Origin of the sequence: Acinetobacter sp. SM34, assembly GCF_022012365.1 — a bacterium.
Taxonomy (GTDB): domain Bacteria; phylum Pseudomonadota; class Gammaproteobacteria; order Pseudomonadales; family Moraxellaceae; genus Acinetobacter.
The window spans coordinates 101,589-122,642 of record NZ_JAKLTP010000012.1 but is presented as its reverse complement, the minus strand read 5'-3'; the positions used below and the strand labels follow the sequence as shown (position 1 = coordinate 122,642).

General features: G+C 41.0%; 20 protein-coding genes and 1 pseudogene. 9 read left to right on the top strand and 12 right to left on the bottom strand.

The window, feature by feature from the left end; translation table 11 throughout:
- The 4 genes and pseudogenes from LZZ98_RS11430 to LZZ98_RS11415 all read right to left on the bottom strand — a co-directional run.
- A pseudogene (locus LZZ98_RS11430) lies at positions 1 to 118 on the bottom strand (IS5/IS1182 family transposase); the annotation flags it as partial.
- Positions 119 to 276: 158 nt separating this feature from the next.
- Positions 277 to 1,257 (bottom strand): methyltransferase, encoded by a 981-nt coding sequence (locus tag LZZ98_RS11425; RefSeq protein ID WP_237787951.1) that lies wholly within the window; start codon positions 1,255 to 1,257, stop codon positions 277 to 279.
- Positions 1,258 to 1,820: 563 nt separating this feature from the next.
- Positions 1,821 to 2,519 carry a pirin family protein gene (locus LZZ98_RS11420; protein ID WP_237787950.1) on the bottom strand — a complete coding sequence of 233 codons (699 nt, stop codon included), beginning with the start codon at positions 2,517 to 2,519 and terminating at the stop codon, positions 1,821 to 1,823.
- Positions 2,520 to 2,711: 192 nt separating this feature from the next.
- Complete coding sequence (locus LZZ98_RS11415; RefSeq protein WP_237787949.1) at positions 2,712 to 3,947, bottom strand: L,D-transpeptidase family protein; 1,236 nt, start codon at positions 3,945 to 3,947, stop codon at positions 2,712 to 2,714.
- Positions 3,948 to 4,150: 203 nt separating this feature from the next.
- On the opposite strand from LZZ98_RS11415, the gene hemE reads away from it, so the two are divergent.
- The 5 genes from hemE to LZZ98_RS11390 all read left to right on the top strand — a co-directional run bounded on the left by hemE (position 4,151) and on the right by LZZ98_RS11390 (position 10,173).
- Positions 4,151 to 5,221 (top strand): uroporphyrinogen decarboxylase, encoded by a 1,071-nt coding sequence (hemE, locus tag LZZ98_RS11410; protein WP_237787948.1) that lies wholly within the window; start codon positions 4,151 to 4,153, stop codon positions 5,219 to 5,221.
- A gap of 39 nt (positions 5,222 to 5,260) precedes the next feature.
- The gene (locus LZZ98_RS11405; RefSeq protein ID WP_237787954.1) at positions 5,261 to 6,061 is read left to right on the top strand and encodes a DUF817 domain-containing protein; all 801 of its coding nucleotides are present in this window, start codon (positions 5,261 to 5,263) and stop codon (positions 6,059 to 6,061) included.
- 147 nt (positions 6,062 to 6,208) lie between these two features.
- A complete protein-coding gene (locus LZZ98_RS11400; protein WP_237787947.1) occupies positions 6,209 to 6,679 on the top strand; it encodes a DUF3015 family protein in 471 nt (156 codons plus the stop codon).
- A gap of 69 nt (positions 6,680 to 6,748) precedes the next feature.
- Entirely contained in the window at positions 6,749 to 8,635 is a 1,887-nt protein-coding gene (locus LZZ98_RS11395) for an Lnb N-terminal periplasmic domain-containing protein (protein WP_237787946.1), read from the top strand.
- Between the two features lie 140 nt (positions 8,636 to 8,775).
- Positions 8,776 to 10,173, top strand: coding sequence for a diguanylate cyclase (locus LZZ98_RS11390; RefSeq protein ID WP_237787945.1), 1,398 nt, complete (start codon positions 8,776 to 8,778; stop codon positions 10,171 to 10,173).
- 8 nt (positions 10,174 to 10,181) lie between these two features.
- Here LZZ98_RS11390 and LZZ98_RS11385 read toward each other — a convergent pair whose 3' ends face one another.
- From LZZ98_RS11385 to LZZ98_RS11355, 7 genes are all read right to left on the bottom strand, one after another.
- Positions 10,182 to 10,739, bottom strand: coding sequence for a DUF4385 domain-containing protein (locus tag LZZ98_RS11385; RefSeq protein WP_237787944.1), 558 nt, complete (start codon positions 10,737 to 10,739; stop codon positions 10,182 to 10,184).
- A gap of 262 nt (positions 10,740 to 11,001) precedes the next feature.
- Positions 11,002 to 11,361: a cupin domain-containing protein gene (locus LZZ98_RS11380; protein WP_237787943.1), complete on the bottom strand. Its 360-nt coding sequence runs from the start codon at positions 11,359 to 11,361 to the stop codon at positions 11,002 to 11,004.
- A gap of 94 nt (positions 11,362 to 11,455) precedes the next feature.
- Positions 11,456 to 12,004 (bottom strand): GTP cyclohydrolase I FolE, encoded by a 549-nt coding sequence (gene folE / locus LZZ98_RS11375; RefSeq protein ID WP_171264006.1) that lies wholly within the window; start codon positions 12,002 to 12,004, stop codon positions 11,456 to 11,458.
- 93 nt (positions 12,005 to 12,097) lie between these two features.
- Positions 12,098 to 12,784: a Smr/MutS family protein gene (locus tag LZZ98_RS11370; RefSeq protein WP_237787942.1), complete on the bottom strand. Its 687-nt coding sequence runs from the start codon at positions 12,782 to 12,784 to the stop codon at positions 12,098 to 12,100.
- A 15-nt stretch (positions 12,785 to 12,799) separates the two neighbouring features.
- Complete coding sequence (gene trpC, locus LZZ98_RS11365) at positions 12,800 to 13,606, bottom strand: indole-3-glycerol phosphate synthase TrpC (protein WP_237787941.1); 807 nt, start codon at positions 13,604 to 13,606, stop codon at positions 12,800 to 12,802.
- Positions 13,607 to 13,624: 18 nt separating this feature from the next.
- A complete protein-coding gene (trpD, locus tag LZZ98_RS11360; RefSeq protein ID WP_237787940.1) occupies positions 13,625 to 14,671 on the bottom strand; it encodes an anthranilate phosphoribosyltransferase in 1,047 nt (348 codons plus the stop codon).
- Between the two features lie 17 nt (positions 14,672 to 14,688).
- On the bottom strand, positions 14,689 to 15,273 hold the full coding sequence (locus LZZ98_RS11355; RefSeq protein ID WP_237787939.1) for an anthranilate synthase component II: 585 nt from the start codon (positions 15,271 to 15,273) through the stop codon (positions 14,689 to 14,691).
- 1,148 nt (positions 15,274 to 16,421) lie between these two features.
- Here LZZ98_RS11355 and glnA point away from each other — a divergent pair.
- From glnA to ubiA, 4 genes are all read left to right on the top strand, one after another.
- Entirely contained in the window at positions 16,422 to 17,837 is a 1,416-nt protein-coding gene (gene glnA, locus LZZ98_RS11350; RefSeq protein ID WP_171264001.1) for a type I glutamate--ammonia ligase, read from the top strand.
- Between the two features lie 89 nt (positions 17,838 to 17,926).
- Positions 17,927 to 18,205 (top strand): hypothetical protein, encoded by a 279-nt coding sequence (locus LZZ98_RS11345; RefSeq protein ID WP_237787938.1) that lies wholly within the window; start codon positions 17,927 to 17,929, stop codon positions 18,203 to 18,205.
- 103 nt (positions 18,206 to 18,308) lie between these two features.
- A complete protein-coding gene (locus tag LZZ98_RS11340) occupies positions 18,309 to 18,809 on the top strand; it encodes a chorismate--pyruvate lyase family protein (protein ID WP_237787937.1) in 501 nt (166 codons plus the stop codon).
- A gap of 17 nt (positions 18,810 to 18,826) precedes the next feature.
- A complete protein-coding gene (ubiA, locus tag LZZ98_RS11335) occupies positions 18,827 to 19,705 on the top strand; it encodes a 4-hydroxybenzoate octaprenyltransferase (protein WP_237787936.1) in 879 nt (292 codons plus the stop codon).
- Positions 19,706 to 20,077: 372 nt separating this feature from the next.
- Here the strand turns inward: ubiA and LZZ98_RS11330 are convergent, their stop codons facing one another.
- Positions 20,078 to 20,962, bottom strand: a complete 885-nt coding sequence (locus LZZ98_RS11330; RefSeq protein WP_237787935.1) for a LysR family transcriptional regulator — start codon at positions 20,960 to 20,962, stop codon at positions 20,078 to 20,080.
- Positions 20,963 to 21,054: the final 92 nt, after the last annotated feature.

The following is a 21,054-nucleotide window of genomic DNA, read 5'->3' as shown; positions in this document are numbered from 1 at the left end:
GTTCATACCACTGAGTACTAGGATCAAACCAAATTGAGATATTTCCTCTATTTACTAAAGCACGATTATAAGAGGGCCAATTCATTGTACGATAAATTTTAGGTGCTGGCTTATTCATTTCAGAATTATATTGTGGAATAAGACCTTATCGGTAGGTTTGTGCAACAAAGCCGTTGAGCACTAACAATGAAGTTATTTCAAGATGGTTAATGATTCTCACAGCTAGCTTGACTCATTTATATCTGTTAATTGTTCCTATATTCGAAAAGTAATTTCCTATTTAAGCTCAACTGTATTTTTTAATTTCACCAAAGCCAAAGCAATTCTTTCTATATGTTGATAAGCGGGTTGCTCCAATTCTTCGCCAAAAACATCGGGATCAATTTCTTCATAACACCAGTTCATATTGGAATAAGCAGTCATAAGCTGCTTTAAGTGTTCTAAAAATCGATTGCCATCTGCTCTTATAGCAACCCCGGTATATAAAAATAAACAGCCTTGGGGATTTAGTCGTTGAATGCCTTCTTTTACAATATTGAAGGCGAGTTCATTACCATCGAGTTGATCACCACCATGTCGATATTGGCGCTGATCTGCATCCATTAAATAAGGGGGATTGGCAAAAATAAAATCGAATTGGCCATCTAAATGGGCAAATAAATTACTGGTAACGGGATAAATATGGTTTAAACCTGCAAAGCTGGCATTGATTTGACTATACAACAACGCTTTCGGATTAAGATCTGACACGGTTATTTCTTTAAATTCTGGAGAGAACTTGGCCAAACTGATGGCAGCTGCAGAAGTGCCACAGCATAATTCCAACCCTCGTTTGAACACATGGGCATGAGTCGATAAATATTGTTTCAGCTGATAAACAAAGCGATAAGTATCCGGGCCAAAAAAAACCGAGTCAGCGGCCAGGGTGGGAAAACTGGAATGAATAAATAATTCATCATCTAGCGATGATACACGGACATGACTGCGCCACTGATGCTCATGGAAATGAATAAGTTGATGTTTTTTCAGCACTGCAAAAAGTACAGGCTCAATGTCAGCTTCCGTAAATGCTGAATTCCAGCCGAATATATCCCTAAGTGTAATGGCTTTGTTCTGGGTATTGCTGTTTCGGCTTAAAATACGCTGATGGGAAAGCGGCGTGATGGTGGTAAAGCGATAGTTTTGTTGTTTTAAATAACCTAATAAAAAAAGTAAAGCCTGTTGCTGACTTGTTTGAATATCTAAAATCTGATTCATATGGATTTTCTCTTCTAATAATGAACGTATACCTGATGTTTAGGTTTTATCTATTCATGCGTGAAATAAAAATAAGATAAATTGATATTCACCTAAAACAGGCTGGCTTTAAGTAAAAGTGTGATGAGGATTGGTTTGATTTATATATTTTTATTATGGGGATATATAGGGTCTGTTGACATTTCATAAATAGCTTGCGTTGTAGACTAAAATTGAGCAGACAAGGAATGCAATGCAAAGAATGGTGGTTCCATTTTTAAATTTCATGACGAAGTCTGAGATAATTATAGCTACAACCCTTCGGGACTAGCGTATTTTTTGATGCTACGTCGTTGTGAACTACGCATTTAGAATGACTAAATTTTGCAGTTCACGCCTAGTATCATCTAAAAAATACGCGTAGTCGCAAACATAGACGAATTGTCAACAGACCCTAGTAATTACCCTAATTTTGGAGTGGCGAAGTTATTAATCTTATTTAAATTTACAAATTAACACGATTGAGATGACCATTTTACAATGATCATCTCAGGCTGAGGTTTATAAGCTGATAAATCGCGTTTTTAATGCTTCACTTCAGGTAAATCAAACCAGATCACTTGCGCATCTTGCAACGCTTCAATCTGACTTGCCTCTATAAAGGCAATCGCACCGCCAGCTTCTACAGTATGCTCTGCAATTTTGACTGCACCAGAAATCACATGCACATAATTTATATGTTGGGTCGCTTCAATGTTGAGGCTTTGACCCTGCTGGATTAATGCAGTTTTTACTTCAGCTTGCTGGCGAATATGCATTGGTGCATTTGCGTTGGGGCCAACAATCAAATGCCATTGATTCGGTTGTTCACGTGGATCACATTTGATTTGTTGATAGTTCGGTTCTGCATCACGCTCATTTGGAATAATCCAAATCTGCAATAAATGAACCGGTTCATCCCCTTGGTTGATTTCACTGTGCTGCACACCCGTGCCGGCGCTCATCAGTTGCCATTCACCGGCAGAAATTCCACCTGCATTACCCATGCTGTCTTTATGGGAAATGGTTCCCTCAAGCACACAGGTCAAGATTTCCATATTGTCATGCGGATGGGTGCCAAAACCGTTATGCGCAGCAATCAGGTCGTCATTAATGACACGTAAGGCACTCACGCCCATATATTGCGGGTTGTACCAATTGCCGAAAGAAAAGCTGTGCTTGGACTCGAGCCATCCCATTTTGACATGACCACGATTTTCACTTGGATGTAAGAAAGCATTCATAGTGCTGTTCCTGTCATTATTCTTGAATATAAGCATTATTCTAATGATTTAAAAATCACTTAGAAATCATAAAAAAACAACAAATCATCCTATATTTGAAACGATATTTTTTGATGATGTCTTTCATTTAAAATAAGCCAGATATCAAAAAGCCTGCAATAGATGCAGGCTTTTTTGTGCAGTGTACAGAGATTATTCTAGGAATTTAACCGTTACACCGGATTTGACTTTTTTACCCAGGTCATTGGCATCCCAGTTGGTTAAACGGATACAACCATGCGATGCAGTTTTAGAAATTGCAGATGGGTTTGGTGTACCGTGAATACCAAATGATTTTTTGCTTAAACCAATCCAGATGTTGCCTACAGGAGCATTTGGACCTGGTGGTAAAGAAAGCGGTTTAGTATTATTACCTTGAATAAAGTTACTTGGTGAATAGCTATACCATGGGTTTTGCGCTACGCCAGTCACTTTATAAGTACCTGTTGGCGATGGTGTGTCCGAGCTACCAATGGTTGCAGGGAATGAGCCAATCATCTGGTTGCGGCTGTTAAATAAGTACAGTTGTTTTGCACCTTTATGCGCAACAATCAAGTGAATATCTTCCGGAACTTCATTGCGGATATTGGCTACAATAATCTTTTCACCGGCTTTTTTGAAGGTTGCTTTAGGATTTAACTTTTTCAAAAAGTCTTCATCCATATGGAACTTTTCACCCAGCATTTCGGTGACACGCGTGTAATACAAGCCTTTCATTTTTGCTTGCAAGGCATAATCGTGAGGAATAGTTTGGGCATAAGGACCTTTAAGATCCGCATCTGTCAGGGTGTATTCAATAAATGCGGGCTTGGAACCTTGCTTGGCAATCAAAGCATTCCAGGTTTCTTGAGTTAAAACACCTGTTGGCTGAATGCCATTAATTTGCTGGAAGGATGCAATGGCTTTCAGGGTATTTTTACCACTTGAACCATCAATTGCACCCGGAGAAGCATGGGCATTGTTTAACATGACATGCGCGCGTGCATAAACAGGGAACTGACCCTTGCCAATATTTTCATACCATGTGGCGTTGTTCAGGCCATCGAGAGTCCAGGATGCTTTGGCAGCAGCACCTGCATTGCTCTGTAGCGTTGCGGTTTTTGTGGTAGGTGCAGCACCGATCGGAGCAGTCTCATCTTCAGTATTTTGAAGATCTTGCAAGGTTTGCGAAGCCTTATTCAGGTCTTTTTGTTCTTGAGGTGTAATCTGTGTATTTACAGTGCTTTGAGCACTAGAAGCTGCTTCAGTTGCCAGTGGATCAATCGGATCTTGAACGGCAACATTGGTAAGCTTTTTAGGATTTAATGGTTGTTCAGCAGTAGATGCGGCAAATGCTGTACCCGCAAAAATGCAACTTAAACTCATGGCGAGTAATGTGCGAACGAACATGTAATTCAACCTTAAGAATTCTTCATTAACTATGTGATAAAACTACACAAGTATTGCAGAAAAAATGAGGAGATGCAGTATTTGTTTTGTGTAAAAATTATTTTACATTTAACGTGATCGATTTTTAGCTGCAAGAGAAGTTACTAAATTTTCGACCTTTTTGTTATGATGGTTCGAAGATTAAAAATGAGATGGGAAAGTAAATGACGACGCTAAAAAACGATCGTTTTCTGCGGGCCTTATTGCGTGAGCCGGTAGATACCACACCAGTTTGGATGATGCGTCAAGCAGGACGTTATTTGCCTGAATATCGCGAAACACGTGCTAAAGCGGGTGATTTCCTTTCCTTGTGCAAAAATAATGATTTTGCATGTGAAGTCACTTTGCAACCTTTGCGTCGTTATGATTTGGATGCAGCCATTCTGTTTTCAGATATTTTAACTGTGCCGGATGCTTTGGGGCTAGGTCTGTATTTTGAAGCGGGTGAAGGTCCGAAGTTCCATAAAACCATTCGTACTGAACAAGATGTGGCGAATTTACCCAACTTTAATGCCAAATCTGATCTAGATTATGTGATGAATGCTGTAACCACCATTCGTTCAGCATTAGGTGGACAAGTTCCCTTGATTGGTTTTTCCGGCAGTCCTTGGACGCTTGCCACATATATGGTTGAAGGGGGATCAAGTAAGGATTTCCGTTACACCAAAAATATGATGTATGCCCAACCTGAAGTGTTACACGCCTTGCTTGATCGATTGGCTATCGCCGTGATTGATTATTTAAATGCGCAAATTGATGCCGGTGCACAAGCCATTCAGATTTTTGACAGTTGGGGTGGTGCGCTTGCACACCGTGAATATATCGAATTTTCATTGAACTACATGCAGAAAATTGTTGCAGGTTTAAAACGTGAAAATGAAGGTCGTCAAGTACCAGTGATTTTATTTACTAAAGGTGGCGGTCAGTGGATTGAGCCGATGCTGGCAACCGGTGCAGATGCCTTAGGTCTGGATTGGACCACACCGTTAAATGTTGCACGTCAAACTGTCAATGGTCGTGCCGCGTTGCAAGGTAACCTGGATCCAGCCACTTTATATGGCACACCAGCATCCATTGAAAAAGCCACTAAAGCCATGCTTGATGATGCTTATGCGGGTGGTGAAAAAACCGGTTATATCGCCAACTTGGGTCATGGTATTACCCAATGGGTCGATCCTGCAAATCCTAAAGTATTTATTGATACCGTGCATGAATATAGCGCCAAATATCTTTAAGTATCTGTGAGTAAACTCATTTTTTAGGATTCAACCTTGATCAGTCTTTTTAAATCATGTTTTGAGTTCTCATTTAAGGCAGCTTCGGCTGCCTTATTTGGGATTTTACTGCTGATTGCTTTTGTACTTACAGCATCTATGGGCAGTCAGGAGTTTTACGGTTTTTTTCGTTATGACTACTTGTTGTTTTATGCCTTAATCATTCAAGTTTGCTTGCTGTATTTAAAGTTGGAATCATGGTCAGAAGCTAAAGTCATTGCCTTGTTTCATATTATGGCGATGGGCATGGAAATTTTCCTGACTCATCCGCAAATCGCTTCATGGCAGTATCCACAGCCCGCAATATTTAAGCTTTTAACGGTGCCATTATTCGCCGGATTTATGTATTCAGCAGTGGGGAGTTTTTTTGCCCGCTCATTAAGGCTGTATCAGGTGTCGTTTGAGAAGCTGCCCAATTTTCCCAATATGATCGCTTTAGCCGTACTTTCTTATATTAATTTTATGAGCAAATTTTTTGTTCCGGATATTCGCTATTTGCTATTTGCATGGAGCGTGATTATTTTCTGGAAAACCAAAATTCGCTTTCAGCTACAACAACATCAGATCCAGCTCCCGATGTTACCCGTGCTCATGATTTTAGCGTTCATCATTTGGATTGCGGAAAATATCAGTACTTTTTACAAAATCTGGTTATACCCCAGTCAGATCAATGCCTGGCATATGGTGGGGTGGGGCAAGTTGGGTTCTTGGTATTTATTGCTGCTTTTAAGTCTGGTTTTAGTGTTAAAAATACTTGGAAATCGTAGTGAAGAAGGCATTTGGCAGTTAAAAAATAAATAATTTCAGGTGCTTAATTAGTAATCAATATCTTTAGTATAAATTGTTTTGCGTTATCAGAAAGATGCCGTTATCTTACAGAGGTGTAATAAAATTTACACAATTGTGAATAATTAAAAACACTCGGATAATAAATTCTGGAGAATAACCATGTTGAAAAAATTAGCTTTAGCTGCAGTTGTAGCACTCGGTTCTACAGCAGCATTTGCGGATAAAGATGTTGGTTGTGGTATCGGCTCTCAAGTATGGGCAGGTAAATCAGGTAAGGGGCCTAAAATTCTTGCTGCAACCACAAATGGACTTTTTGCAAACCAGTTATTCGGTATCACTTTTGGTACTTTAGGTTGTAGCGGTACAGGTACCATTACTGCACAGGCAGTGACGTTTACCAATGAAAATGCTGAAACTTTAGCGCGTGAAATGGCTGTAGGTCAGGGTGAAAGCTTAAATGTACTTGCTGAACTTCTAAACATTCAATCTCAAGATAAAGCCCGTTTCTTCGCTGTATCTAAACAAAACTTCTCTGAAATTTATTCGGCAGAAAATCAAGACTCTTTGCAAGTTCTTGCAGCTTTACAAGCTGTGATGGCTAAAGATGAAGTGCTTAAAGCATATGTATAATTGTTGAGCACTAAACCCTGTCTTTGACAGGGTTTTTCTTATTGAATAAATGATAAATAAAAGATTTGAATGAAACCAATTGCGTTAGTTTTTGTTTTAATGTCCTCACCTGTTGCCTATTCAGCAACTAGCTCCCAAATTGCTCAACCCTATATAGAACGTGCAGAACAGCAAAAACTAGACCAAGACATCACTTGGCAAAGGCTGATGTATGCCAATGAAAAAAGTCAAAGTGAAGTTCATTATTCAGGCTATTTTCTGGCATCTGAAGGAAAGGCTGATTTAAGGCAGGAATTACAGGCCAATATCCAAGCCTTATTTCAATCTGCAGAACCGAATCAATCGGTACGGTGCCGTTTTCCTGCACGCAGCCAGTGGTTAATGCAGCAACTCAATATTTCAGAACAGCAATTGCCAGTGGCCACTTGTCCGGAATTGCAGGACTGGATCGGGCAGATCAAGCCTTATAAAGCCACACTCATCTATGCAACCGACTTTATGGGCAATCCCAGTTCCATGTTTGGGCATACCTTGTTGCGTCTGGATCCCAAAGATCAAAAGCAGCTGAATCTAGTTTCTTATGCGGTGAATTATGCGGCCACAGTCACCGAGGGAGAAGACTGGTCTTTTGCATGGAATGGTCTAACTGGTCAGTATCCAGGTGAATATTCCTTAATGCCCTATTACCGTAAGGTGAAAGAGTATGGCGATCTGGAAAGCCGTGATTTGTGGGAATATGAACTCAATTTAAGTCCTGAAGAAACCCGCTTTTTAGTGCAGCATATCTGGGAAATGAAACATGTGAGTTTCCCTTATTACTTTGTCAGTGATAACTGTGCCTATCGTTTATTGGGGCTGATTGATCTGGTTCGTCCACAGCTTGATTTAAAACAGCAATTTAAAGTGGCCGCCATTCCGGTGGAAACCATTAAGGCGATAGAGCAGCAAGGCTTGGTCAAAGAAACGGTCTATCGGCCTGCTTTAGAAACCCAATTGCTATCGCAAGCCAGACAGCATGGTAAAAGTCTGGCCAAAGTGGCGCATCAAGTCGCTTTTGCTGAAACAATAGAGATGTCTAAGCAAATAGAATCTTATAAGGACTTAGATAAAGCCAGGATTTTAGAGGTGGCTTATGACGATTTATATCTGCAATTGATTGGAACTCAAGTTGAGCCAGGTTTTGCCCAGCCACGGTTACGCCAGTTATTGAGTTTGCGCAGTCAAATTGATTTTGAAAAACAGCGTCAACAACCGCTACGGCCGAAAATGGATCCGACGCAGGCTCATGATGCACGGCATTTTTTGCTAACGATGGGCGAAGTGCAGGGTGAAAAATTTATTGAGCTGGGACAGCGTCAGGCTTATCATGACCTGATTGATCCGCAAGGCGGTTTTCGAACCGGTACCCAGTTATTGTTCTGGGATGGTTCAATCCAGTATCGCGATGATGAATTGAAACTGGAGCATTTTGATTTTCTGAACGTGAATTCTTATAACCCGCTAACTCCCTTTAAAACGCCACTCAGCTGGGGTTTTAATTTTGGCTGGAAGCAGGAGGCTTTGGATCAAAATGGTCAGTTCAGTGAACATGAGCAACATGGTATTGCCAATTTACAGGTTCAGATGGGCTATAGCTATGCAAACCCGGAGCGTGAGCATTTGTGCTATATCCAACTGCAAAATCATATACAGGCAGCTAAGGCTCTGGATCAGGGCTGGCGTATCGGTATGGGGCCGACACTAGGCTGTCAAAATATCTGGTCAGATCACGTGAATAGCTTGGTACAGCTTGAATTACCGTATTGGCAAGATAGTCAGCAATGGCAACTTAAACTGAATACCCAGTGGCAATATGTCATTAATTCACAAAATGCACTTCGATTGAATTGGCAATATCAGCAACAAGACCATAAGGACTGGATGAAAACCAGTCTGGGATATGTGCGTTTCTTTTAGAATAAGTTGTTCAATAAATGTAAGTTTTTTCTCATTATTCATATAAAGCAAGCATGAGTTCACACGGTATTTTTTATCATTATTTGTTATATTAATAACGTAATTTTCTCGCTCTCTAAAAAAGTCTTGGAATAAATGGTATGAATACTGAAAGTATTGCCGTGCTTGCTGCGCAATGGAAGTCGGTTTGTCAGGACTTTTTAATAACTGATTTAAATGACACTTTTCAATTTATTCAAGCGCATTCCCAGACACTGGTTTATGAATTTTATAAAAATATCATGCAGGAAAAGGAAGCTTCCTATTTTTTATCCGATGATATTGTTCAGAACCGCTTAAAAACCACGCTTAATCAGTGGTTAATAGATTGCTTTCAGGTGCCCTTGCAGCAGAACTTTACTGAGATTGTAGAAAAACAGCTGATGGTCGGAAAAGTCCATGCACGTATCGGTATTCCTTCCTGGCTGATTATGCGGGGTATCGGTGAAATTGAAAAGAAAGTCTTTTTGCTTCAGACCGAGCAGACGCAAGAAAACCGTCTGACCATTGCAGCGTATATTGTGCAGATACTGGGTTTTGCTTCGGAAATTATGTGTCGCTCCTATGAAGTCAATCTGGAAAAAAATAATGATACAAAACATACCTATCGTTTATTTTCTGCCATGCAGGATGTGTCGGCGCAAAAGGACAAGCAACGCAGCTCATTATTAGACTGGGAAAATGAGCTGATGTTTAAGGTATTTTCGGATGAGCCGAAATTTACACATCCTTTGCTGTCAAAATCTGAATTTGGCTTATGGTTTATCCATAAAGCTGCTTATGCATTTACCGGGACCGAGCAGGTCTCGACCATTATTGACCGTATTCACCAGATTGATCTGCTAAGCCAGCAGGTTTTAAATGCTGCCAAAAAAGATAAAGCCATTCAGTTGATTCAAGAGATTCGTGATAAAAATAGAGAAATTCAGCATCTGGTCGATCAACTTTTTCAGGTGGCAGACTATATCGACTCGGGCAGTGATTCCCTGACTCAACTGCTCAATCGACGTTATTTGAGTACCATTGTTTCGCGTGAAATTAATTTTTCCCGTAAAAATAATGCGCCGCTGTCTTTGCTGGCCCTAGATGCAGACCACTTTAAACGGATTAATGACAAATTCGGACATGCAGCGGGTGATTTAGCTTTACAGTTTATTGGTGAAGTCCTGCTGGAGTCCATTAAGGGAAGTGATTATGCATTCCGGATTGGCGGGGAAGAGTTTTTATTGTTGCTGGTTGATAGCGATTTAATCCGGGCAAAAGAGATTGCAGAACAGATCCGTAGCCGGATTCAGGAAACCACTGTTGGTAACCGACAGGGCAGCAGTTTTAATTTTACCGTTAGTATCGGTTGTGCACTTTATGATGGCCATCCCGACTATCAGCGTTTTCTGGATGCTGCTGATACTGCACTGTACGCAGCCAAGAATAGTGGCCGAAATCGGGTCTATGTGGCTCAAACCGAGTTACAAGCCTCAACTATGACTGTACAGAGTTAACAAAGCGCCTAGCTATTGGACTGCTGAAGCCAGGCTTTGAATTTCTGTTTCTGTGCTACATATTCGGGATGGGCTTTGGCTGCATCCCATTTTTGTTTAAAAATTCTTGCCGCTGCCGCTTTGATGGAATCTTCTGTTTGACGCGGCAATTGCTCACGCTCATGTGCACCGCTTAACCCTTTTTTATCATTAGGCACAGATCCATCATATTTTTTTCCACCTTTATGATTGGCATAGCGCCGTGCGCGGGTATAACCCATTTGTAAAAACTTGCGCGCTATATCGGCACCGACAAAATCGTGCTGTTGTAAATAGCCTAAGAAAAGCTGATAAATTTTTTCACTGCTGATTCGGGCTTTATCTTCATCGGCAAAACGCCAGTAGGGCAGGATTTCTGATTTATAAGGTTCAACCAAAAGCACGCCTTGTTCCCCACGACCAATTCGGTACAGTTCAGGCTGTTGTCTAAAATCAATTTTCTTAAAGTCGAGTGAGTAGTCAAAGCTTGTCGAGACAACCCGTGATTCCCGACGTGGCGTGGCCTCAGAAAAGGTTTTTCTGGTCATAGTCTCTCTGTGCTTTTTAGCCCTTTAAGTCATTATGAATAAGACATGCGGCATGATGTTATCTAAATTTTGTTCAGATTTTTATCTACTATTTTTCTGATGCTTTCATTTGTGTGATCATTCAGTTAAACGTTTAGAAGAATGTGATCAGTAATAAGCTAGAGAGAAGGGTTCATGTTATAAAATGTACTGAGTACGCGACTGATTACTCGTTTAAAATTTTTATAAAAACCTGAAAGAAAAAAACCAGTATCCACAGGTTTTAAGCTTCAACCACCACGAAATATTTTTTAACCGCTTCAACCACTTCAAATTTTCCAGTAAAGCCGGGTGGAATAATGCCAGCCTCACCTGCTTTAATTTCGACAAAACTTTGCATATTGGCATCATGCAAGCGTACTACACCTTCAATAACTTGAAAGAATTCCTGTTTGTTGGCAGCAAATACAATATTCCATGCACCTGCTTCGCAGCTCCAGATGCCACAGTTCATATTGGGATGTTTATATAAACTTTCGGTTAGGCGTTTAGGATTGCCCGCAACCAGACGATCAGGACGCGGATAATCAACAGTTACTTTGCTCTGCGTTAAACCTTGACCTGCTAACCAAATAGATGACATGATTTATCCTTAAAATCGAAAAGTTGCATAAACAAAAGAAATTAAAGCACAAATAAAAAAGCCTCAACAAGTGTTGAGGCTTTTCAATGATGAATTAATAAGATTCAGGTAGCGCACTTAAAAACTCTCGGCGTTCCTCTTTATTGGTTTTAAAATCACCGACAAAAGAAACCGTACGGGTAGTGGATTCCTGTTTGCCTACACCACGCATCATCATGCACATATGCGCAGAATCAATCATCACCGCCACACCACGTGCTTTGGTCACTTCAGCTACGGCTTCTGCAATTTGCTGAGTCAGGTTTTCCTGAATTTGCAGACGACGGGCAAACATTTCGGTAATGCGTGCAAATTTGGATAAACCCAACACATTGCCTTCAGGTAAATAGGCAATATGCACACGGCCATAGAACGGCAGTAAATGATGTTCACAGAGTGAATAAAACTCGATATTTTTGACCAATACCATTTCACGGTTATCGGAAGGGAAGACCGCACTATTGGTCACTTCTTCCAAAGTTTTGCTATATCCAGACGTTAAATACGAAAAAGCTTTAGCAGCACGCATTGGCGTATCTTTAAGACCAGGACGATTAAGATCTTCACCAACGGCAGTTAAAATGTTGGCGTAGGATTGCTGCATAGACATAAGACGTGTTCACTTACACTGATATTGAACAAGGACGGCATTGTAGCAGAAAACCACTCCAATGCCTGCTTTTGAGGAAAAATCCGATTACTGTTTGAATTTTGGGTTCTTTTCTGCACGTTTCAGCAGAACCAGAACTGCACCCGTGCCGCCTTGCTTTTCAGGAGCACTGACAAAGGCCAAAACATCACGGTGCTGACGTAGCCAGCCATTCACATAGGTTTTTAAAATAGCTTCAGGCCCTTTGCCATGTACAATCTTAATGACGTTCTGATTTTCATCTTTGGCCATTTGAATAATCTGTAGTATAGCTACACGGGCTTCTTCTACGGTACAGCCATGTAAATCGACTGCTTCAAACCAGCGCAGGTTGCCTGCTTTTAAATCTTCAAAAACTTTATGCTGTAACGTGGCAATGCGATAGCTTAACGCCGCTTGGCTGGCTACCGGATTAAGCATGGCTTGAGTATCCGACAGCTCCGCCTGATCGGTTTCCATAGGGCCGGTTGCGGCTGCACGTTTGGCTAAAATTTTTGCATCCGGTTTTTTCTTTTTGTTCTTTTCAATCTTTGCAATATTACTGCTGTCGATTTTTTTGACACCTTGCATCGATTTCTGGAACAAAGCGAAATCATCTTCCTGCTCTTGCTGAGGCTGAGCTTTAGGCTCAGGTTGCTTGGCAATGGCAGGTGAATGCGGATTGGTAATTTGCTTTTTAAAAGATTTCAGTAAATTGTACTGATCTTTCGAAAGCGAAGAATCATGTTTACTCATAATCTTAATTATTCATCAAACAGTTTCAGGCTGACCAAACAATGCCGTGAAGGCATGGTCTGGACGAGGCTGTTTCATAAAACTTTCACCCACAAGGAAGGCATGAATATCATGTTCTTGCATTATGTGGACATCATCTGGAGTGGCAATACCACTTTCAGTCACCAGTAAACGTGAAGGCTCAAGCAATTTTTTCAAGCGTAGTGATGTGTTTAAATCGACATCAAAGGTTTTTAAATTACGGTTATTCACGCCTAACAGACAACGCTCTGAAAGTCTCAGTGCACGTTCAAGCTCAGCTTCATCATGCACTTCAACCAGTACATCCAGATTGTGTTCAAAAGCGGTTTTAGACATTTCTTCGAGTTGCTGGTCAGACAGGCACGCCACAATTAAAAGAATGCAGTCAGCATGCAGGGCACGTGCTTCAATCACGCCATAAGGGTCAATCAGGAAATCCTTGCGTAATGCAGGCAGGGCACAATGCGAACGGGCAATCTGGATATTTTCGTCCGCACCTTGGAAAAAGTCCACATCTGTCAGTACAGACAGGCAAGCAGCACCTGCCTGTTCATACTGCTGGGCAATTTCAGCAGGATTAAAGCTCTCGCGAATCACGCCTTTCGAGGGGGAGGCTTTCTTGATTTCAGCAATCACGCCTGGACGCTTGTGTTGTAAAGACTGCGCAAAACCACGCACAGGTGTTGCCGCTTGAGCCAGTTCTTCCACATCTTTATAGCTGTGTTGCTTAAGACGAGCAGCAAATTCTTGCTGTTTACGATCCACAATTTTGCCTAAAATTGTATTTGCGATATCTACCATGATCTTTGTCCTACCGTCTTAAGCTTCGTATTCTTTTAAAGTTTTTGTGTATTCAGACAAAATGCCCATTTTTTCCAAAGCTTGACCGCCATAGATAATGTCATGTGCCAAAGCAACGCCTTGCTTATAGCTGTTGGTCAAACCTGAAACGTAGATCCCTGCACCGGCATTCAGTGCCACCATATTTGCCGCTTTTTCACCCAGGGCAGACTTTTTCTTGCCTAATGCATCTTTAATCAAAGCCAGACTTTCAGCTGCGCTATCTACAGAAAGGCCAGTTAAGGTTTGCGATTCAATATCGACCGCTTCGGGTTGAATTTCCCATTCGGTAATTTCACCATCTTTCAGTTCAGCCACATGAGTGGAAGATGCGAGACTGATTTCATCCAGACCATCTTTAGAATGCACCACCATGACATGTTCTGCGCCCAGCTGTTTCAATACTTCAGCCATCGGAAGACAAAGTTCGGTAGAAAATACGCCAATCACAAAACGTTTTACCCCGGCCGGATTCGTAAGCGGGCCAAGCAGGTTGAAAATACTGCGGAAGCCAAGTTCTTTACGCGGGCCAGCAGCATATTTCATCGCTTTGTGATGATTGGGTGCAAACAGGAAACCGACGCCCATTTCACGGATGCAACGTTCAGTCTGTTGCATGTTGAGATCAAGGTTAATTCCGGCCTGTTCTAAAAGATCAGATGAGCCTGACTTGGATGACACACCACGGCCGCCATGTTTGGCAATGGTTGCCCCAGCAGCTGCAATGACAAAACTTGATGCAGTCGATACGTTAAACAGGTTTTGACCGTCACCGCCGGTACCGACAATGTCGACTAAATGTGGAAGATCGCTGACATCAATTTTAATCGCAAATTCACGCATTACACGAGCAGCTGCGGTAATTTCGTCAATGCTTTCGCCTTTTAAGCGTAGGCCCATCATTAAAGCACCAATCTGTGCATCAGTGGCTTGACCATTCATGATGGTACGCATCACTTCTTCCATTTGCGGTTGAGTGAGCTCGATATTTTTAGTGATGTTATTTAAAGCTTGTTGAATATTCATAATCTTGATAGCGCTCGTTATGCGTAAATTTCTAAAAAGTTTTTGAAGATTTGGTGACCGTGTTCACTCAGAATGGATTCAGGATGGAACTGCACGCCTTCAACCGGCAATGTCTTATGTTTCACGCCCATGATCTCTTCCATAGAGCCATCTTCTTCATTGGTCCAGCAGGTCACTTCTAGGCATTCTGGCAATGTCGCCTGATCAATCACCAGTGAGTGATAGCGCGTTGCAGAAAACGGGGAAGGCAGATTGCTGAAAATCCCTTTATTGCTGTGATACATGTCCGATAAACGTCCATGCATGACTTTTTTGGCGCGAACCACATCTCCACCAAAGGCTTGTCCAATACTTTGATGTCCCAAGCACACTCCCAGTAAAGGAATTTTGCCGGCAAAGTGCTGAATTGCAGGAATGGAAATGCCTGCTTCGCTTGGTGAACACGGGCCAGGACCAATAACGAGATACTTCGGTTGCCATCGCTCGATATCTTCCAATGTAACGGCATCATTACGGACTACTTTTACTTCCTGATTTAACTCGCCAAAATACTGCACGATGTTATAGGTAAAAGAGTCATAGTTGTCGATCATTAAAAGCATGAGCTAACCTATTGAAATTTGCGCACTTAACTGTGCTCGAATAGTCCAAGAATACTCGCATGATTCGAGTTTTCACTGCATAGTCTTATTTAAACTAAAAGCAGTCAAAACGGCTAAAAAAATGGAGTGCGAATAATCATAGCAAAAAATAAACATTTTCTGCTGAACTATTTCTATGATAATGATTTTAGAGAAATCACTGCGAGTGAATAAGCTGATTTATTTGCATTTTATGGTGAATGAAATTCATTGAAGATTGTTTCAATAATTTGATGCTATTTTGAAATACGATGCAGGGGGAGAGGGCGATATAAAATCAATGAAGAAAAATCAGTCAATATATTTTGGTAATATGCTATCTATAAGTAAGTAAAATGGCTAAATTTGATTCATTGGAATTCCTTCATAAATCATTTTCCAATTACGATAAGTTATTCTTGAGGCCAAAATTAAACATAGATTTTAGCAAGTATTGGAGTCACGAGTGCGGCATGGATGTCACACGTTTTCCATCATTTGGGGCAGTGCTGATTTTAAAAATCGAATATTTTTTGACTTACGTAAGTTATCTATTGAAGCTTGGCTTCATAAAGGAACATAAATTACTGGACATTAGATTTATATGTTGTCACCAAAATGGCGCAGAGTGTTTCATAATTTTGAAACTTTAAAATAATTAAAGTTTAACAGCTGAAAAAATAAAAAATATATAAATAATAATAAGATATAATTTATTTGTGGTTTAATGGGTTTTTAGCTTAAAAATTAAAATTCTGAAAATATTTATTAATGAAATCATTAATATGACAGAGAAAAAAATTATTAAGTATTTATTTTAAGCGGAACCGATACATATTTAGTCAAATGGCAAGTAAAGCAGGGCTTTTATTAGAGGTAGAAAATAAATATGCACCAATTTAGTACATTAAAAGCAGCTTTTTAAGTAAAAGCAATTAAGAGTGTTTGAATATGGTGCATTTGCTTTTGTACACAGTATAATAGCCTCAAAGCAAAGCGATTAAATCTTCTATTCTGATAAAGAATTCAGTATTTTATCTTTGTTTTTTTAAAGTTGGTATGAGAATTGCTTAACAGATACCAACTACTAACACGCACTTAGCAGGTGCAACAAAAATCATCGGAGCAAAATGAGCATGGCGAACAAGGTCCTTCAACTCATCCAAGAAAGTAGCGCAAAATGGGTCGATTTTCGCTTTACTGATACTAAGGGTAAAGAGCAGCATGTAACTTACCCTGCAGATTCAATCGACGAAGATACATTTGAAGACGGTAAAATGTTTGATGGTTCTTCAATCGCTGGTTGGAAAGGCATTGAAGCATCTGACATGATCTTACGTCCAGATGCAGAAACTGGTTTTGTAGACCCGTTCTTTGCTGAGCCTACAGTTGTTGTGACTTGTGACGTAATCGAGCCATCTACTGGTCAAGGTTATGAACGCGATCCACGCTCAATTGCTCGCCGTGCAGAAGAATACTTAAAATCAACAGGTATTGGTGATACTGCATTCTTCGGTCCAGAACCAGAATTCTTCGTATTTGACGAAGTGAAATGGGACATCGACATGTCTGGCGCGCGCCACACATTGATCGCTGAAGAAGCTGCTTGGTCTACTGGTAAAGATTACGAAGCTGGTAACTCAGGTCACCGTCCACGTGTTAAAGGCGGTTACTTCCCAGTTCCTCCTGTAGATTCTTCACAAGATATGCGTGCTGATATGTGTGCTCGTATTGAAGACATCATGGGCCCAGGCCGTGTAGAAGTACATCACCATGAAGTTGCATCTTGCCAGTTAGAAATTGGTGTGAGCTTCAACACCATGGTTCGTAAAGCGGACGAAGTTCAACAGTTTAAATATGCGGTTTGGAACGTTGCTCACCAATACGCTAAAACTGCGACTTTCATGCCTAAACCAATGGTAGGTGACAACGGTTCTGGTATGCACGTTCACATGTCTATCTCTAAAGATGGCAAGAACTTGTTTGCTGGTGATGAATATGCAGGCCTTTCTGAAATGGCATTGTACTTCATCGGCGGTGTGATCAAACATGCTCGTTCATTGAATGCAATTACTAACCCTTCTACAAACTCGTACAAACGTTTAGTTCCGCACTTCGAAGCTCCGATCATGCTTGCTTACTCAGCACGTAACCGTTCTGCTTCTATCCGTATTCCTTACGTTTCTAGCCCTAAAGGCAAACGTATTGAAGCACGTTTCCCTGATCCAATGATGAACCCGTACTTAGGTTTCGCTGCATTGTTGATGGCCGGCCTTGACGGTATCCAAAACAAGATCCACCCAGGTGAAGCTGCAGACAAAAACTTGTATGATCTTCCTCCTGAAGAAGAAGCTAAAATCCCTACAGTGGCTCATAGCCTAGATATGGCGCTTGAAGCTCTTGCAGCTGATCATGATTACCTTCTTAAAGGTGGCGTGTTCACTAAAGAAATGCTTGATGCGTATATCGAACTTAAAACTGAAGAAGTACGTCGTCTTAATACGACTACTCACCCAGTTGAATTTGATATGTACTACAGCTTGTAATTCATATTCGAATTTAAGTTCAAGAAAAACCCGCGCTTGTCGCGGGTTTTTTGTATGATGGGGTGAAAATTTACAAGAGTCATCACCTTATGGCGAAGCCACGTAAAAAACAGACCAGCTTTTATCCTTGGATTGATCCGCTTGATCACGACAAGGGATTTAAAATGAATTTCTCGACTGTGGAATACATGGAAGTGGGTCGTACAGTTGAAGGTTATAAGCAAGCAGAGTTTATAGGGCTTAAAAATCCTGAATTGGCTTTGGATTATACTTATCCTGAATCATTTTATTTAAGTGCTGAAGGCATGATTTTAATCAAGACTCCGCAGGGGAAATTTGAAGTGATAGCCAAGACAGACAACTGTTAAATCAAGATTTTGTTTTAAATTGAATGATGATAAGTAAACTCAAGTCTTCTGAATATCATTTAAACTGTGTATAAACTTCCACATTTTCAAGAGCTTTAACGTTATGCGTGAACCGCGTGCATACGCAAATCAAAATTCAATCATTTTACCTGTATTAAAGCCGTGGTTATATGCTTCAGGTTCACTGACACAGCAATTAACCGATTTTGCGGGTGGGGTATTCAAGGTTCAGCCCATTGAAGAGCATTATCAGCGGCTTCTACGTGCAGATGCGCAATGGATGAATATGCCGCATCAGCATACTTCGTGGGTGCGTGAAAGCTATCTATATGGCTGTGAAGATGCACCGTGGGTCAAAGCCAAAAGTATCTTTCCAATTTTAAGTTTGCAATCCCGGGCACGCATCTTTCAGCATATTGGTAAAAAACCAATCGGATGGTTTCTATTTCAACGCACCAATCCGGTTTGTCAGCGGCGGGTAATTCTACTTGAAGATGGCTGGACACGACAAAGTTGCTATACTTGGCATGGTTGTAAATTCATTGTGCAGGAAACTTTTTTGCCTGCATTTGAACGCTTTATTCAACAAAAAATTAAACAGTAACCTGGTTAAGGAATGTCATGGCAACTGCGCATCAAATTACCTGGCTTGAACGTCTGGAAGCTTATTATTATCTCTGTCGTTTTGATAAGCCGATTGGCACGGAACTGGTGTTCTGGCCAACCATGTGGGCACTTTGGGTGGCTAATCAGGGAATCCCAGGCATCGGGATTTTAATCCCCATGATACTAGGTACCATTTTTATGCGTGCTGCGGGTTGTGCCATTAATGACTTTGCTGACCGAAAAGTGGATGCGCACGTAGAAAGAACAAAAAACCGTCCTTTGGCTACTGGTGTGATCAGTGCCAAAGAAGCCATTTATGTCTTTTTGATTCTTGTGGCTGCCAGTGCCTGTATGCTGTTTTTCTTGCCTATTGAAACGTTCTACTGGTCATTTGGGGCGCTGTTCCTTGCATTTATCTACCCCTTTATGAAGCGCTATACCCATTTGCCACAAGTCTTTCTTGGCGCGGCATTTTCATGGTCCATTCCGATGGCTTATACCGCAGTGGGACAGACACCGGATTTAAGCTGCTGGCTTTTGTACTTTGGCAATTTGGCATGGACAGTGGCGTATGACACGCAATATGCCATTACCGACCGTGAATATGATTTAAAGATCGGGGTGAAATCGACGGCCATTTTATTTGGCAAATATGACATCGAAATCATTTCTTTATTACAGGTCAGCAGCCTTGTGTTAATTGGCAGTGCCATGTATTTGGAAAATCTGTTGATGCCATTTGGGCTGATTGTACTGCTGGCAGTTGCTGCTGATTTTATCTATCAATGGAGCAAAACCCATGACCGTGATCCGCATCACTGCTTCTGGGCGTTTCGGCATAACCGCTGGGTAGGGGTCATGATTTTTGCTGGAATTTTCCTCGCTTTGCTTTAGCGATCATTTGAAGTAAAAATCGTCAAAAAAAGTATCGATAGGGACAATGCTATCCCACAATTTAAATTTTATTTCAGTATTGAATTAACATGATGACCTGTTGTTTTTAAATATATGATATTTATATTTATATTTAATTTTTTTTACAGCCTTGTCTTTTCTTTAAAAGTTTAAGTGACTTTGTGTAGGCTGAACCCTACTTTTGACAGACCAAAAGTAGGCAAAAGTCTTTATTCCCCATACACGACATCCTGTCGTGATGGGGAATGTGTGGCATCCCTGCCACACTCACGAATCTAACACCTGGACTTTAACTCGGTGACCGTAGTATCCATGCGGATACTTTTTTATTATGGGTTGAAGATACAAGCATCAGCTCAATTGAGTTTGCATTTTCAGCTCCTTAGTAATGAACTGAAGTGCGGTATTTTTTGAGTTTTTCCTGAAACTGGCATACAGCTGCAAGGTAGGAAGCTCAAATTCGGTCGCCACCACCTGCACATGATCGCCTAGAAATTTCAACAGATATTCCGGAACGAAACTAAAGCCCATGCCCATATTGATCATGTTGATATGTTGCAGGACATTGGTCACCCAAAGCATCTGATGATGCGGTAGATGTTTAAGCTGCAATTGTTGATTGATCTTTTCATAAAATACTGGCGAAGCACTTTGTTCGCACATGATGATGTTCTGTTTGCTCAAGTATTCACGACTGATTTGATGTTTGGAAGGATGTAATTTTGCTGCTGCAACGACATAGATTTTTTCAGTCAGTAGGCACAGGTTTTCATAATCATCATGCTGAATGGCGTAACGGGTAAAGGCTAGATCCAGTTCAGCATTTTTTAGACGCTGAATCTGTTCAAGACAGGTCAGGCTTTGCACATGGATCTGCAGATCCGGAATTTGCTGCTTGAGTTTGTCCAAAATCAACGGCATGACCTTCAGTTCTGCCACATTTAAAAAGCCAATATAAATCTGGTTGTTTTTATTGTAGGCAACTTGACGTGCAGCAGAGATAGCTAGCTGGGCATTTTCCAGCGCATTCTGTGCATAAGGTAAAAAGGCTTCACCTTCATCGGTCAGACGGATTTTTTTAGAGGAGCGATCAAATAGTAATACTCCAACTTCTTCTTCCAGATCTTTAATCTGCTGGCTTAATGAGGGTTGTGCAGTAAACATCTTTTCAGCAGCTTTGGTGAAGCTGCCTTGCTGGGCCACACTGACAAAATATCTTAAATGACGTAATTCCATAACTGACCGCACGTTTAAACCCGATTGCGCAGCTTCATCCTATGCTGATACTGCGAATACGATTATGAAATGTAACAGACTTAGAAGCTATG

What these genes read in the sequence shown, in the direction of transcription:
- LZZ98_RS11340 (WP_237787937.1), top strand. Translation starts at nt 18,309, where the DNA reads ATGCGTGAACCGCGTGCATACGCAAATCAAAATTCAATCATTTTACCT.
- glnA (WP_171264001.1), top strand. Translation starts at nt 16,422, where the DNA reads ATGAGCATGGCGAACAAGGTCCTTCAACTCATCCAAGAAAGTAGCGCA.
- ubiA (WP_237787936.1), top strand. Translation starts at nt 18,827, where the DNA reads ATGGCAACTGCGCATCAAATTACCTGGCTTGAACGTCTGGAAGCTTAT.
- LZZ98_RS11380 (WP_237787943.1), bottom strand. Translation starts at nt 11,361, where the DNA reads ATGTCATCTATTTGGTTAGCAGGTCAAGGTTTAACGCAGAGCAAAGTA.
- hemE (WP_237787948.1), top strand. Translation starts at nt 4,151, where the DNA reads ATGACGACGCTAAAAAACGATCGTTTTCTGCGGGCCTTATTGCGTGAG.
- LZZ98_RS11415 (WP_237787949.1), bottom strand. Translation starts at nt 3,947, where the DNA reads ATGTTCGTTCGCACATTACTCGCCATGAGTTTAAGTTGCATTTTTGCG.
- LZZ98_RS11370 (WP_237787942.1), bottom strand. Translation starts at nt 12,784, where the DNA reads ATGAGTAAACATGATTCTTCGCTTTCGAAAGATCAGTACAATTTACTG.
- trpC (WP_237787941.1), bottom strand. Translation starts at nt 13,606, where the DNA reads ATGGTAGATATCGCAAATACAATTTTAGGCAAAATTGTGGATCGTAAA.
- LZZ98_RS11390 (WP_237787945.1), top strand. Translation starts at nt 8,776, where the DNA reads ATGAATACTGAAAGTATTGCCGTGCTTGCTGCGCAATGGAAGTCGGTT.
- LZZ98_RS11345 (WP_237787938.1), top strand. Translation starts at nt 17,927, where the DNA reads ATGGCGAAGCCACGTAAAAAACAGACCAGCTTTTATCCTTGGATTGAT.
- LZZ98_RS11330 (WP_237787935.1), bottom strand. Translation starts at nt 20,962, where the DNA reads ATGGAATTACGTCATTTAAGATATTTTGTCAGTGTGGCCCAGCAAGGC.
- trpD (WP_237787940.1), bottom strand. Translation starts at nt 14,671, where the DNA reads ATGAATATTCAACAAGCTTTAAATAACATCACTAAAAATATCGAGCTC.
- folE (WP_171264006.1), bottom strand. Translation starts at nt 12,004, where the DNA reads ATGCAGCAATCCTACGCCAACATTTTAACTGCCGTTGGTGAAGATCTT.
- LZZ98_RS11400 (WP_237787947.1), top strand. Translation starts at nt 6,209, where the DNA reads ATGTTGAAAAAATTAGCTTTAGCTGCAGTTGTAGCACTCGGTTCTACA.
- LZZ98_RS11385 (WP_237787944.1), bottom strand. Translation starts at nt 10,739, where the DNA reads ATGACCAGAAAAACCTTTTCTGAGGCCACGCCACGTCGGGAATCACGG.
- LZZ98_RS11355 (WP_237787939.1), bottom strand. Translation starts at nt 15,273, where the DNA reads ATGCTTTTAATGATCGACAACTATGACTCTTTTACCTATAACATCGTG.
- LZZ98_RS11425 (WP_237787951.1), bottom strand. Translation starts at nt 1,257, where the DNA reads ATGAATCAGATTTTAGATATTCAAACAAGTCAGCAACAGGCTTTACTT.
- LZZ98_RS11420 (WP_237787950.1), bottom strand. Translation starts at nt 2,519, where the DNA reads ATGAATGCTTTCTTACATCCAAGTGAAAATCGTGGTCATGTCAAAATG.
- LZZ98_RS11395 (WP_237787946.1), top strand. Translation starts at nt 6,749, where the DNA reads ATGAAACCAATTGCGTTAGTTTTTGTTTTAATGTCCTCACCTGTTGCC.